Genomic DNA, 13,188 nt, shown 5'->3' on the forward strand with positions numbered 1-13,188 from the left:
CAGCCGAATCAGCCGAACTGCTGCTCAAGGTCCTTGAGCTTGCGCTCCAGGGAGTCGAGACGCGGCAGGGCCATTGTGTCGTCCTCCGCGGTCAGGTCGACGGTGATCGGGTCAGACCCTTTGCGGACGGGCTGAAGGGAGGGCCGCTGGCGTACGGGCAACTGCTCCGGCGCCGATATGGCAGGCTCCGCAGTGGGCTGGGAGGCACGCTCGACCTGATGGACCTCGTCCTGCCGGCCGCGTCCGGCGAAACCGCGGTGGCCCCGGCTGATGGCCTTGAGCTGGGCCCGCTCCAGACGGTCCTGCTCGCGGCGGCGCAGCCGGTTGGTCTCCTTCTGCCGCTTGTCCTCGCGCACCTCGTCGACCGCCTCGTCCAGGCTGCGCACGCCCTCCAGGAGCATCAGCGACCAGGCCCTGTAGGTCTCGCGCGGGGCGCGCAGCCAGCGGACGATACGGATCTGCGGCAGCGGGCGCGGCACGAGGCCCTGCTCCCGCAGGGCGGCCTTGCGGGTCTGCTTCAGCGCGCGGTCGAAGAGGACGGCCGCGGAGAGCGACATGCCGGCGAAGAACTGGGGAGCACCCGCGTGGTCGACACCCCGGGGCGCGTGCACCCAGTTGAACCAGGCCGCGGCGCCCGCGAACGTCCACACGAGTATCCGGGAGCCGAGAGCGGCGTCACCGTGGCTCGCCTCGCGCACCGCGAGGACGGAGGAGAACATCGCCGCGCCGTCCAGACCGAACGGCACGAGGTACTCCCAGCCGTCGGAGAGGCCGAGGTTCTGCTGGCCGAAGCCGACCAGGCCGCGGAACGAGAGAGCCGCGGCCACCGACGCGGAGGCGAACAGGAGCGCGTAGGAGACGGTGCCGTATATGGCCTCCTTGCGCCGGCGGCGCTCCTCGCTGCGCTCCCACGAGTCGTCCTTCGCGTGCTCCCCGCCGGACCGCTTGGAGCGCGCGAGCACCGCCACCGCGACCAGCATGCCCAGGAGCAGTACGGCGCCGGGAAGCAGCCAGTTCAGCGATATGTCGGTCAGTCTCATCTAGGGGTCCCTTGCATTGGGATAGGGCGTATCGCCCGCCATAGTGGCCCAATCCCACTGGCCCTCAGGGGGTTTCGGGGCAAGAGGCCGCCAAGGAAGTGCAAGGGGATGCCCCAGGGCGGCATTCTGCTCGAACTGCCGCATGAGGGGCGGGAGTTGAGTTCGAGTAAGACTACCCATACGGGTGGTTCCTCGGAAAGTTCCTGCGGCAAGTGAGGAAGTTGTGAATTCCCTGTCCCCGCAGGAGCGATCTTGCCAGCGGCGATCTTAGTGGATGCCGCGGGGTGCCGTGTCACCGGGGTGGGTGCCGCAGGACAGGGTGAGGGGGCCTCAGGCCGCAGTGGCCGCCGTGAGTTTGGCGATCCGCACGTCGTCGCAGGTGCGCGGGCAGGTGGCGCAGGTGTCCTCGGGGCGCAGGGTGTAGTACATGCAGCAGCTCGCCCGGTCCCGGGTGGGCAGCGGCTCCCCCGCCGGGCCGGTCAGCACCCGGAAGGCCGCCGAGCCGACGTACGGCTTGGTCGCGCCCGGCAGCAGCTGTTCGAGCTCGCGTACGGCCCGCGCCTCGTCGCCGAGCAGTCCGGCGACGTACCAGAGCCCCTCGACGACCTCGTCCGTCGCCATGCCCCACAGGGCGCGCCCGCGCCGCCGCATCCGGGGTCCGAAGCCGCCGAGGACCGGTTCCAGGTGCTCGGCGACGGCCGCCCGCACCTCGGCCCGCAGCGCCTCCTCGCCGGCCACGACGACCGCGCCGGGCAGCGCCGCCGCCGGGTCGCCCGGGAGGCAGGCGAAGGAGGTGACGTGCACGGCCATCCGGCCCGCCGTCCGGTCGTACGACACCTCGGTCGCGGGGAGGCGGGGGACCCGGCGGTCCAGGAACCAGGGGAGGGTGATCAGGAGGCAGGCGGCCCAGCCGTAGCGGTGCAGGCCGAAGCTCGCGACCACGTCGGGGCGGGCCGGCCTGCCCTCGTCCCGCAGGATCTGGTCGGCGTCCCAGGCCAGGAAGGCGTCCAGCCCGGCACCGCCCGCCGCCAGCTCGGCGGCGCCCACCCAGCCGTCGCCCCGGGGTGCCGCGTCGCCCGGACCCAGCTCCGTGACCACCAGGCCGGGGCAGGCCTCGGTGAGGCGCGCGTAGGCGGCGGAGACGAGGGAGGGCATGGACTACCACCGATCGGGTGCGGGCTGCGGGCGGACTGCCAGATAAGTAAGCCTTACCTTACCCAGTCGTACGGGAGTTTGAACCAGCGCCTTGTGCGCCTAAGGTGCTTGACGGACAAGTAACAACCCGCCGTTAATGACCCAAGTGCCGACGACCTGAGGAGACCCGTGAACCAGCGCGCGCACGCGGCTCCCGCCGAGACGGCCAGGGTGCCGGCGCAGTCGCGGTCCGAGGAGTCGGCACGGGAGGCGCCCGGTTTCCCCGCCGAGCCGGCGGCCGCGCGAGGCGAGCACACGCACGGCGAGCGGCCGATCCGGCAGCCGAGGCCCGCCGTGCAGCGGGCGTCCGTACGCGGGCAGATCCTCGACGCGCTGCGTACCGCACTGGTCAGCGGAGACCTGGCGCCCGGCGAGGTGTACTCGGCGCCGGCGCTGGGGGAGCGGTTCGGGGTCTCGGCGACGCCGGTGCGCGAGGCGATGCAGCAGCTGGCCCTGGAGGGAGCGGTCGAGGTCGTGCCCAACCGCGGGTTCCGGGTCGTCGAGCGGGGCGCTCGCGAGCTCGCGGAACTGGCCGAGGTGCGGGCGCTGATCGAGGTGCCGGTGATGCTGCGGCTGGCACGCAGCGTGCCGGCCGAGCGGTGGGCCGCGTTGCGGCCGCTCGCCGAGGAGTCGGTGCGGGCGGCGGCGTCGGGGTGCCGGGCGACGTACGCGGAGGCCGACCGGGCGTTCCACCGGGCGGTGCTGGCCCTGGCGGGCAACGAGCAGCTGGTGCAGATCGCGGAGGACCTGCACCGCCGTGCGGTTCCGCTGCGCGGGGGCCGGGCCGACCTGATGTCGGACGCCGGGGAGCATGCGGCGCTGCTGGATGCCTTGGTCGCGGGGGAGTTGGACGCGGTGCGGAGACTGGTGGCCGGGCATTTCGCCGGCGCGGGGTGAGGGGCGGGGCGGGTGTGCGGCGGCGGTTCGCCGTCGGGGGTGCGGCCGTCTGCCGGGTGCGCGTTCGTCGTGGCTGGTCGCGGAGTTCCCCGCGCCCCTGAACCTCCCCCGGAGCCTCAAGGGCCTGGGAGGTGCCCCCAGGGGGGGCACGGGTGGGCGCGGCGGCATCCTGCCAACGCCGGCAAGTGAGACCCCGCCCCCAGCTGTCACGCCGTTGCCGCGCCGGGGGACGGTGGGGTCAACTGCCTGGCCAGCCACGTCGGCACGCCGCCGAGGAGGCGGAACAGGCGGCCCGCCTCCTCCCGCAGCCGCGACGCCTCCGGCTCGGACTCCGTGTCGGCCAGAGAGGCGAGGGCGGGGGCCGTGCCCACCAGGTAACCCAGTTCCTCCCGGATCCGCAGCGACTCGGCGAAACCGTGCCGTGCCTCGCTCAACTCGCCGTCGCGCAGCGCCAGTCCGGCCAGGTGGCGCCAGGTGAAGGAGAGGAGGAGGGGGTCGGCGTGGGCCGTGGCGCCGGCGTGGGCACGGCGGTAGGCGGCCCGGGCGGCCTGCGGGGAACGGGTGAGGTTCTCCGCCAGCAGACCCCGCCGGAAGTCGAGCAACGCCCGCCCCGGCGCCCCCGGAGGGATCAGCGCCGCCGCCCTGCCGAGCGCCGCCCGCGCCTCGTCGGCCCGGTCGCGGACGCCGTGCAGCGTGGCCGCGTAGGCGAGTTGGCCGCGCTCGCAGGCCGCCGCCCCCCGCTCCTCGTCGGACCGGGCCACCGCCTCCGCCGTCCGCAGCGCGTCCTCGGCCTCCTCCCAGCCCCGCTCGGTGTACAGGCACCGCTCGACCATCAGCCCCGCCCGTTGCAGGGTGTACGCCGGGGTGTCCGACGGCAGCAGAGCCGCCGCGTCGGCCCAGCAGGCCCGCGAGCGCAGCCGCCACACCGCGGTCTGGAGCGGATCGTCATCAGCGGTCGTTCCGTTCCCAGACATGGCGGAATACGCCACGTTGCCCTCCCCTAGCGCGCCGTCGAGCAGTGAAGTGGTGGCCGCATTCCAGCACCGATCGCCGCGCGGGGCCAAGAGGGTGGGTGAATAATTTCACAAAGTCGTGGGACGGCGGCGGCCCTCGGCACGAGCCGGTCGCACGCCCGCGTGACCTCAGCTCATCCGCAACGCCAAGAAGAAATCGAGCTTGTCCTCCAGCCGGGACAGGTCCCGGCCCGTCAACTGCTCGATCCTCCCCACGCGGTAGCGCAGTGTGTTGACGTGCAGGTGGAGACGGGTGGCGCAGCGCGTCCAGGAGCCGTCGCAGTCGAGGAACGCCTCAAGGGTGGGGATCAGTTCGGCGCGGTGGCGGCGGTCGTAGTCGCGGAGCGGATCCAGCAGCCGGGCGGTGAAGGCGCGGCGGACGTCGTCGGGGACGAAGGGGAGCAGCAGGACGTGCGAGGCCAGCTCCTGGTGGCCGGCCGCGCAGACCCGGCCGGGGCGGGCGGCGGCCACCCGGCGGGCGTGCCGGGCCTCCTCCAGGGCACCGCGCAGCCCCTCCGCCGAGTGCACGGCCGCGCTGACGCCCACAGTGACCCGGCCGTCGTCGTCCAGCCCCGCCGACAGCGGTTCCCGTACCGCCGCCTGGAGGGCGTCGGCGTGGATGCCGGCCTCGGAGCCGTCGTGCTCGGCGGTGACGGCGGGCAGCGGGACCAGGGCGATCGCCTCGTCGCCGGTGTGGGCGACCGCTATGCGGTCCGAGGGCTCCGGGCCGGTCGCGAGCGGGTCGACCAGGATCTCCTCAAGGAGGGACTGGGCGACCGGGCCGCCCTCCACCTCCCCGCCGTCCCACTCGACGCGGGCGACGACCACCTGCCAGTGCGGGGCCGCGCCGAGGCCGGGCAGCAGGACCGGCGCGGCCACCCGCAGCCGGGCGGCGATCTCGGCCGGTGCCGCGCCCGTCTGGACCAGCTCAAGGACCTCCTGGGCGAGTCTGCGCCGCACCGTGCGGGCCGCGTCGCGGCGGTCGCGCTCCACGGCGATCAGCTGGGTGACGCCCTGGAGCAGGTCGAGCCGCTCCTCGGGCCAGTCACCGGCGTCCGCCTCGACCGCCAGCAGCCAGTCCGACAGCACCGTGGTCCGCACGTCCCGCGCGCCCTGCGGGGAGCGCCCGGACCGGACCGGGAAGAGCGAGTACGTGGTGGCGCCGAGCAGCACGCGGTGCGGGCCGCGGCGGCCGGTGCGGGTGGCGGCGAGGTGCTCGGCGGCCAGGGCGGCACAGGCGTCCGCGGGCAGCGCCGGTCCCGACACCTTGGAGCCCGCGATCAGCCGGCCGGCCGGGGACAGCACCCAGGCGCGCAGGTCGAGATCGGAACCGAGCAGGTCGAGGACGACGTCCGGGCCGCCGCCCGCCGGGCCCGAGGTCATCATCCGCCGGTGCCGGTCCACGACGGCCGCCAGGTCCCCGGCGCGCTCGCCGCTGACCTGCCGTACGACATGCTCGGTGATCGTCGCGAAGGCCACCGACTCATGGACCGCGAAGAGCGGGAGCCGGTGCCGCGCACAGGCCACGACCAGGTCCTCCGGCACGTCGCCCAGCTCCGCCTCACCGGCCGCCAGCGCGACCACCCCGGCCTGCACCAGGAGTCGTACGAACGGCTCGGAGTCCGCCGCGTCCCGGCGCCAGGCCAGGCCCGTCAGCACCAGCTCACCGCCGGCCAGGTAGCGGCTGGGGTCGCGCAGGTCGGTCGTCATGACCCCGCGCACGGTGCGGTCCAGCTCGTCCTCGCCGCCGAGCAGCCGCAGGCCCAGCGCATCGGTGTCCAGCAGTGCGCGCAGCCGCATCTCGTCGCCGCCGTTCTGTGTCTCGAAATCTACGATGAATCTTGCAGGGTCATGGGTGAGGCGCCCCGACCGGCGGGCCCGCGGGCCGTCACCATGGGCTGCCGGACCGCAACCGATGGCTGCCAGGGTGTTTCCCGCGTTTCCACGGGAAAACCAGGAGGTTACTGATGACCCCCGTTCATACGAATCTACAAGATGGCCGTGCTGGCCAGCCAACTCCTTCATGGTTTCGGTGACTGACCCCGCTGGAGCAAGGGGCGGTGTACTGGCCTCGTTCCGCGTCAACAGGACATGAACGAGCCGGGCCCGCCGCACACGGATTGGCTCAATCCGAACGACTCACGAGACGTAACGAGACGGAGAAGAGAGCCGGTCATGGACTTCCTTCGCCCCGCCAGCTGGGAGGAGGCGCTCGCCGCGAAGGCCGAGCACCCCACCGCAGTGCCGATCGCGGGTGGCACCGATGTGATGGTCGAGATCAACTTCGACCACCGCCGGCCCGAGTACCTTCTCGACCTGAACCGCATTGGTGATCTCTACGAATGGGAGGCCGGCGGGGAGAGCGTACGGCTCGGCGCTTCCGTCCCGTACACCCGGATCATGGAGCACCTGCGCGCCGAGCTGCCCGGCCTGGCCCTCGCCTCGCACACCGTCGCCTCCCCGCAGATCCGCAACCGCGGCGGCGTCGGCGGCAACCTCGGCACCGCCTCCCCGGCCGGCGACGCCCACCCCGCGCTCCTCGCGGCGGGCGCCGAGGTCGAGGCCGAGTCGGTGCGCGGCACCCGGCTCATCCCCATCGACGACTTCTACACCGGTGTGAAGCGCAACGCCCTCGCGCCCGACGAACTGATCCGCGCGGTCCATGTGAAGAAGGCCGACGGCCCGCAGCAGTACTCGAAGGTCGGCACCCGCAACGCGATGGTGATCGCCGTGTGCGCCTTCGGGCTCGCCCTGCACCCCGCGACGCGGACCGTGCGGACCGGGATCGGTTCGGCCGCCCCGACGCCGGTGCGCGCCAGGACCGCCGAGGACTTCCTGAACGCGGCGCTCGACGAGGGCGGCTTCTGGGACAACGGGAAGATCATCACACCGTCGGTCGCCAAGCAGTTCGCGGACCTGTGCGCCGCCGCCTGCAACCCGATCGACGACGTCCGGGGCACCGCGAGCTACCGCCGCCACGCGGTCGGCGTGATGGCCCGCCGGACGCTCACGTGGACCTGGGAGTCGTACCGCGGCACCACTCAGCAGAAGGGGAGTGTCGCCTGATGCGCGTCAACTTCACCGTCAACGGACGCCCGCAGGAAGCCGACGACGTCTGGGAGGGCGAGTCCCTGCTGTACGTCCTGAGGGAGCGCCTGGGCCTGCCCGGCTCCAAGAACGCCTGCGAGCAGGGGGAGTGCGGGTCCTGCACCGTCCGGCTGGACGGGGTGCCCGTGTGTTCGTGTCTGGTCGCGGCCGGACAGGTCGAGGGCCGCGAGGTGGTCACGGTCGAAGGACTCGCGGACTACGCCAGGCAGCGGGCCTGCGGTGATTCCTGCGGGACCTCGCTGGACGAGGCGAAGGCGTGGGCCGCCAAGGGCCAGGACTCCCGGACCGGCGAAGCCGCCGGCCCACTCCCGCACGCGGCGCTCTCCCCGATCCAGCAGGCGTTCATCGACGCCGGCGCCGTCCAGTGCGGTTTCTGCACCCCTGGTCTGCTGGTCGCCGCCGACGAGATGCTGGAGCGCAACCCGAACCCGACCGACGCGGACATCCGCGAGGCGCTCTCGGGCAACCTGTGCCGCTGCACCGGCTACGAGAAGATCATGGACGCGGTCCGCCTCGCGGCCGCCCGGCAGGGAGAGGCGGTCTGAGCCGGATGCCCAGCAACAGCGCCCCCCTCGGCACGCCCACCAAGGTCACCCAGGGGTCCCGGACCAAGGGCGGCATCGGCGAGTCCACGCTCCGCCCGGACGGCACCCTCAAGGTCACCGGCGAGTTCGCGTACTCGTCCGACCTGTGGCACGAGGACATGCTCTGGGGCCAGATCCTCCGCTCCACGGTCGCGCACGCCGAGATCGTGTCGATCGACACCGGCGAGGCCCTCGCCCTGCCCGGCGTGTACGCCGTCATGACGTACGACGACCTGCCCACCGAGGTGAGGAACTACGGCCTGGAGATCCAGGACACCCCGGTCCTCGCGCACGGCAAGGTGCGCCACCACGGCGAGCCGGTCGCGATCGTCGCCGCCGACCACCCGGAGACCGCCCGCCGCGCGGCCGCCAAGATCAAGGTCGAGTACCGCGAGCTGCCCGTCATCACCGACGAGGCCTCGGCCACCGCGCCCGACGCGGTCCTCGTCCACGAGGGCCGCGACGACCACCACATCGGCCACGTCCCGCACCCGAACATCGTGCACCGCCAGCCGATCATCCGCGGCGACGCGGACGAGGCGGCCAGGAGGGCCGATGTCATCGTCAAGGGCGAGTACTACTTCGGCATGCAGGACCAGGCCTTCCTCGGCCCCGAGTCCGGCCTCGCGGTACCCGAGGAGGACGGCGGCGTCCACCTCTACATCGCCACCCAGTGGCTGCACAGCGACCTGCGCCAGATCGCCCCGGTGCTCGGCCTGCCCGAGGACAAGGTGCGGATGACGCTGGCCGGCGTCGGCGGCGCGTTCGGCGGCCGCGAGGACCTGTCGATGCAGATCCACGCCTGCCTGCTGGCCCTGCGCACCGGCAAACCGGTGAAGATCGTCTACAACCGCTTCGAGTCCTTCTTCGGGCACGTCCACCGCCACCCGGCCCGCCTCTACTACGAGCACGGGGCCACCCGCGAGGGCAAGCTGACGCACGTCAAGTGCCGGATCGTGCTCGACGGCGGTGCGTACGCCTCCGCCTCCCCGGCGGTCGTCGGCAACGCCTCCTCGCTCGGCATCGGACCGTACGTCGTCGACGACGTCGAGATCGAGGCCATCGCCCTGTACACCAACAACCCGCCCTGCGGCGCGATGCGCGGCTTCGGCGCGGTCCAGGCGTGCTTCGCCTACGAGGCGCAGATGGACAAGGTGGCCAGGCAACTCGGCATGGACCCGGTGGAGTTCAGGAAGCTGAACGCCATGGAGCAGGGCACCGTCATGCCGACAGGGCAACCGGTCGACTCCCCGGCACCCGTCGCCGAACTCCTGCGCCGCGTCAAGGCGATGCCCCTCCCGCCCGAGCGCCAGTGGGAGAGCAGCGAGGGCGCGGACGTACGTCAGCTGCCCGGCGGTCTGTCCAACACCTCCCACGGCGAGGGTGTCGTACGCGGCATCGGCTACGCGGTCGGCATCAAGAACGTCGGGTTCTCCGAGGGCTTCGACGACTACTCGACCGCGCGGGTGCGCATGGAGGTCGTCGGCGGCGAGCCCGTCGCCGTCGTGCACACCGCGATGGCGGAGGTCGGGCAGGGCGGGGTGACCGTCCACGCGCAGATCGCGCGCACCGAGCTCGGCGTGGCGCAGGTGACCATCCATCCGGCGAACACCCGGGTGGGCTCGGCGGGTTCGACCTCGGCCTCCCGGCAGACGTACGTCACCGGCGGCGCGGTGAAGAACTCCTGCGAGCTGGTCCGGGAGAAGGTCCTGGACCTGGGCCGCCGCAAGTTCGGTACCTACCACCCCGCCTGGGCCACCGCCGAACTGCTCCTGGAGGGCGGCAAGGTCGTCACCGACGGCGGCGAGGTGCTCGCCGACCTGGTGGACGTCCTCGGCGACGAGGCCGTGGAGATCGAGGCGGAGTGGCGGCACCGGCCGACCGTGCCGTTCGACCCGCACACCGGGCAGGGCAACGGCCACGTCCAGTACAGCTTCGCCGCCCACCGCGCGGTCGTCGAAGTGGACACCGAGCTGGGCCTGGTCAAGGTGATCGAGCTGGCCTGCGCCCAGGACGTCGGCAAGGCGCTCAACCCGCTCTCCGTCGTCGGCCAGATCCAGGGCGGTACGACCCAGGGCCTGGGCATCGCGGTGATGGAGGAGATCATCGTCGACCCGAAGACCGCGAAGGTCAGGAACCCGTCCTTCACGGACTACCTGATCCCGACCATCCTCGACACGCCGACCATCCCGGTCGACGTCCTCGAACTCGCCGACGACCACGCGCCGTACGGGCTCCGCGGCATCGGCGAAGCACCGACGTTGTCGTCGACTCCGGCGGTCCTCGCGGCGATCCGCAACGCGACGGGCCTGGAGCTGAACCGGACGCCGGTACGCCCGGAGCACCTGACGGGCACCGCATAAACGGTGATCTGATGACGCCGCATGCCGTTGCGGGCAGTCGTGCCCCAGGGCGGCACGGGTGGGCGCAACGGCACCCCGGCGCCGGTGAACCGCTCGGCTCCCCGGCGCAGAACCCCACAAGCGTGCACCACCGGGCCGTCCCCCGGGTCATGCACTTCCCAAATCCCGTCCACCGCCCGAGGCGGCGAGACGGGGGCCCCTGTGAACCTTGGGAGACGGCACCATGACCCAGCAGTCACTCGAACCCAGGGCCACCGCCGAAGACGCGGGAGAAGGCACCCGCGTCCCGGCCGGACGGTCCTGGCTCGACCGGTACTTTCACATATCCCAGCGAGGATCGAGCGTCGCACGTGAAGTGCGCGGCGGCGTCACGACCTTCATGGCGATGGCGTACATCCTCCTGCTCAACCCCCTGATCCTGTCCGGCAGGGACGCGGCCGGGGACACACTCGGCCAGAAGGCGCTGATCACCGCGACGGCGTTCGCGGCGGCCTTCACCACGCTGCTGATGGGCTTCGTCGGCAGGGTGCCGCTCGCGCTCGCCGCCGGCCTCTCCGTCTCCGGCGTGCTCTCCTCGCAGGTCGCCCCGCAGATGACCTGGCCGCAGGCGATGGGCATGTGCGTGATGTACGGCGTGGTCATCATGCTCCTGGTCGTCACCGGCCTACGCGAGATGATCATGAGCGCCATCCCGCTGGCGCTCAAGCACGGCATCACCATGGGCATCGGCCTGTTCATCGCCCTCATCGGCTTCTACAAGGCCGGCTTCGTGCACCAGGGCAAGGCCACCCCGGTCACCCTCGGCCCGGCCGGCGAACTGGCCGGCTGGCCGGTACTGCTCTTCGCCGGCACCCTGCTGCTGATCTTCATGCTCCAGGCCCGGAACGTCCCCGGCGCGATCCTGATCGGCATCATCAGCGGCACGGTGGTGGCAGCCGCGCTGAACGGCCTCGGGGTCATCGCCCCCGGGCAGTGGGCGAACGGTGCCGCCCCCGAACTGCACGGCTCCGCCGTCTCCATGCCGGACTTCTCGCTCTTCGGGCATGTCGAGTTCGGCGGCTGGGGCAAGGTCGGCGCGATGACGGTGGCGTTGATCGTCTTCACCCTCGTGCTCGCCGGGTTCTTCGACGCGATGGCGACCATCATCGGCGTCGGCACCGAGGCGGGGCTGGCCGACCACAAGGGCCGTATGCCGGGCCTGTCCAAGGCGCTGTTCATCGACGGCGCGGGCGGCGCGATCGGCGGGGTCGCGGGCGGCTCGGGGCAGACCGTCTTCATCGAGTCGGCGACCGGGGTCGGCGAGGGCGCCCGTACCGGGCTCGCCTCCGTCGTCACCGGCCTGTTCTTCGCGGCCTGCCTGTTCTTCACCCCGATCACCGCGATCGTCCCGCAGGAGGTCGCCTCGGCCGCCCTCGTGGTCATCGGCGCGATGATGCTGATGAACGCCCGGCACGTGGACTGGGCCGACCGGGGCACCGCCATTCCGGTGTTCCTGACGGTCGTCCTGATGCCCTTCACCTACACCATCACCACCGGAGTGGCCGCAGGTGTCATTTCCTACGCCGCCATCAAGGCAGCTCAGGGCAGGGCGCGGGAAGTCGGGGCATTCATGTGGGGCCTGACAGGGATCTTCCTGGTCTATTTCGCCCTCCATCCCATTGAGAGCTGGCTGGGCGTCCGCTAGGCCGCTCCGCCGGGAGAGCCGACGGGACGGCGGTCGGGCGCGGGTTCGCTGTGGCTGGTCGCGCCGTTCCCCGCGCCCCTTCGGGGGCGCCTGTGCCTGACCTCGTTTCAAGGAGACCGAGACATGCTCGACATTGCTGGGGAGTTGGAGCGGTGGGTCGCCGACGGCCGGGACTTCGCCGTGGCCACGGTGGTGGCGGTCGGCGGCAGTGCCCCGCGGCAGCCCGGCGCCGCGCTGGCGGTGGACGCCGAGGGCGCCGCCCTCGGCTCGGTCTCCGGCGGCTGCGTGGAGGGCGCCGTGTACGAGCTGTGCCGGCAGGCGCTGGAGGACGGGGAGACCGTCCTGGAGCGCTTCGGGTACAGCGACGAGGACGCCTTCGCCGTCGGCCTGACCTGTGGCGGCGTCATCGACATCCTCGTCACCCCGGTACGGGCGGCCGATCCCGCCCGGCCGGTGGTCGCGGCCGCGCTGGCCGCCGCCGCGCGCGGGGCGGCGGCGGCCCTCGCACGGATCGTCGCCGGGCCGCCGGAGCTGCTGGGCCGTGCCCTTCTGGTGGACGCCGGCGGTTCCCACGAGGGCGGCTTCGGCGCCCACCCCGAACTGGACCGTACGGTCGCCGCCGAGGCGGCCGCCTTCCTGGACGCGGGCCGCACCGGCACCCTGGAGATCGGAGAGCGGGGCTCCCGGTGCGGAGCACCGCTCACGGTGCTGGTCGAGTCGTCCGTCCCCCCGCCCCGGATGATCGTCTTCGGCGCGATCGACTTCGCGTCCGCGCTGGTCCGCGTCGGCAAGTTCCTGAACTACCACGTGACGGTGTGCGACGCGCGCCCCGTCTTCGCAACCACGACCCGCTTCCCGGAGGCCGACGAGATCGTCGGCGAGTGGCCCCACAGGTACCTGGACCGCACACAGGTCGACGGCCGTACCGTCCTGTGCGTCCTCACCCACGACGCCAAGTTCGACGTCCCGCTGCTCCGGCTCGCCCTCCGCCTCCCGGTGGCCTACGTCGGCGCGATGGGCTCCCGCCGCACCCACCTGGACCGGACCGAGCGCCTGCGCGAGGTCGGCGTCACCGAGCTGGAACTGGCCCGCCTCCGGTCACCCATCGGCCTCGACCTCGGCGCCCGTACGCCCGAGGAGACCGCGCTGTCGATCGCGGCCGAGATCGTCGCGAACCGCAGAGGCGGCAGCGGGATCTCCCTGACCGGCGCGCACACCCCGATCCACCACGACGCGGCGTCCTCGCCGCTCCCGGCGCGGCGGATCGGGTCGGTTGCCTAGGGCGCGCAACACACCCAGGAGCAT

At 72.5% G+C, this 13,188-nt stretch carries 10 protein-coding genes; 6 read left to right on the plus strand and 4 right to left on the minus strand.

Annotated elements, in window-relative coordinates:
* Nucleotides 1-8: 8 nt before the first annotated feature.
* The gene (locus OHB00_RS38930; RefSeq protein ID WP_406442087.1) at nucleotides 9-1,040 is read right to left on the minus strand and encodes a DUF2637 domain-containing protein; all 1,032 of its coding nucleotides are present in this window, start codon (nucleotides 1,038-1,040) and stop codon (nucleotides 9-11) included.
* Between the two features lie 330 nt (nucleotides 1,041-1,370).
* Entirely contained in the window at nucleotides 1,371-2,195 is an 825-nt protein-coding gene (locus OHB00_RS38935; protein WP_406442088.1) for a (2Fe-2S)-binding protein, read from the minus strand.
* A 168-nt stretch (nucleotides 2,196-2,363) separates the two neighbouring features.
* Here OHB00_RS38935 and OHB00_RS38940 point away from each other — a divergent pair, with 168 nt between their 5' ends.
* The gene (locus OHB00_RS38940; RefSeq protein WP_406442090.1) at nucleotides 2,364-3,131 is read left to right on the plus strand and encodes a GntR family transcriptional regulator; all 768 of its coding nucleotides are present in this window, start codon (nucleotides 2,364-2,366) and stop codon (nucleotides 3,129-3,131) included.
* Nucleotides 3,132-3,337: 206 nt separating this feature from the next.
* Here the strand turns inward: OHB00_RS38940 and OHB00_RS38945 are convergent, their stop codons facing one another.
* Together OHB00_RS38945 and OHB00_RS38950 are read right to left on the minus strand one after the other, a co-directional pair.
* Nucleotides 3,338-4,105, minus strand: a complete 768-nt coding sequence (locus OHB00_RS38945) for a hypothetical protein (RefSeq protein ID WP_406442092.1) — start codon at nucleotides 4,103-4,105, stop codon at nucleotides 3,338-3,340.
* A 168-nt stretch (nucleotides 4,106-4,273) separates the two neighbouring features.
* A complete protein-coding gene (locus OHB00_RS38950) occupies nucleotides 4,274-5,944 on the minus strand; it encodes a PucR family transcriptional regulator (RefSeq protein WP_406442094.1) in 1,671 nt (556 codons plus the stop codon).
* A 375-nt stretch (nucleotides 5,945-6,319) separates the two neighbouring features.
* Between OHB00_RS38950 and OHB00_RS38955 the strand changes: the two genes are divergently transcribed.
* From OHB00_RS38955 to OHB00_RS38975, 5 genes are all read left to right on the plus strand, one after another.
* On the plus strand, nucleotides 6,320-7,210 hold the full coding sequence (locus OHB00_RS38955; protein ID WP_406442096.1) for an FAD binding domain-containing protein: 891 nt from the start codon (nucleotides 6,320-6,322) through the stop codon (nucleotides 7,208-7,210).
* Nucleotides 7,210-7,797 (plus strand): (2Fe-2S)-binding protein, encoded by a 588-nt coding sequence (locus tag OHB00_RS38960; RefSeq protein WP_406442097.1) that lies wholly within the window; start codon nucleotides 7,210-7,212, stop codon nucleotides 7,795-7,797. Before OHB00_RS38955 ends, OHB00_RS38960 begins: the two co-directional genes overlap by 1 nt.
* A 5-nt stretch (nucleotides 7,798-7,802) precedes the next feature.
* Nucleotides 7,803-10,199, plus strand: coding sequence for a xanthine dehydrogenase family protein molybdopterin-binding subunit (locus tag OHB00_RS38965; protein WP_406442099.1), 2,397 nt, complete (start codon nucleotides 7,803-7,805; stop codon nucleotides 10,197-10,199).
* A gap of 223 nt (nucleotides 10,200-10,422) precedes the next feature.
* Entirely contained in the window at nucleotides 10,423-11,883 is a 1,461-nt protein-coding gene (locus OHB00_RS38970) for an NCS2 family permease (RefSeq protein ID WP_406442101.1), read from the plus strand.
* A 123-nt stretch (nucleotides 11,884-12,006) separates the two neighbouring features.
* The gene (locus OHB00_RS38975; protein ID WP_406442103.1) at nucleotides 12,007-13,164 is read left to right on the plus strand and encodes an XdhC family protein; all 1,158 of its coding nucleotides are present in this window, start codon (nucleotides 12,007-12,009) and stop codon (nucleotides 13,162-13,164) included.
* Nucleotides 13,165-13,188: the final 24 nt, after the last annotated feature.

The organism is Streptomyces sp. NBC_00631 (assembly GCF_045206895.1).
Classification (GTDB): domain Bacteria; phylum Actinomycetota; class Actinomycetes; order Streptomycetales; family Streptomycetaceae; genus Streptomyces.

What these genes read in the sequence shown, in the direction of transcription:
- OHB00_RS38930 (WP_406442087.1), bottom strand. Translation starts at nt 1,040, where the DNA reads ATGAGACTGACCGACATATCGCTGAACTGGCTGCTTCCCGGCGCCGTA.
- OHB00_RS38950 (WP_406442094.1), bottom strand. Translation starts at nt 5,944, where the DNA reads ATGCGGCTGCGCGCACTGCTGGACACCGATGCGCTGGGCCTGCGGCTG.
- OHB00_RS38960 (WP_406442097.1), top strand. Translation starts at nt 7,210, where the DNA reads ATGCGCGTCAACTTCACCGTCAACGGACGCCCGCAGGAAGCCGACGAC.
- OHB00_RS38935 (WP_406442088.1), bottom strand. Translation starts at nt 2,195, where the DNA reads ATGCCCTCCCTCGTCTCCGCCGCCTACGCGCGCCTCACCGAGGCCTGC.
- OHB00_RS38955 (WP_406442096.1), top strand. Translation starts at nt 6,320, where the DNA reads ATGGACTTCCTTCGCCCCGCCAGCTGGGAGGAGGCGCTCGCCGCGAAG.
- OHB00_RS38970 (WP_406442101.1), top strand. Translation starts at nt 10,423, where the DNA reads ATGACCCAGCAGTCACTCGAACCCAGGGCCACCGCCGAAGACGCGGGA.
- OHB00_RS38945 (WP_406442092.1), bottom strand. Translation starts at nt 4,105, where the DNA reads ATGTCTGGGAACGGAACGACCGCTGATGACGATCCGCTCCAGACCGCG.
- OHB00_RS38975 (WP_406442103.1), top strand. Translation starts at nt 12,007, where the DNA reads ATGCTCGACATTGCTGGGGAGTTGGAGCGGTGGGTCGCCGACGGCCGG.
- OHB00_RS38965 (WP_406442099.1), top strand. Translation starts at nt 7,803, where the DNA reads ATGCCCAGCAACAGCGCCCCCCTCGGCACGCCCACCAAGGTCACCCAG.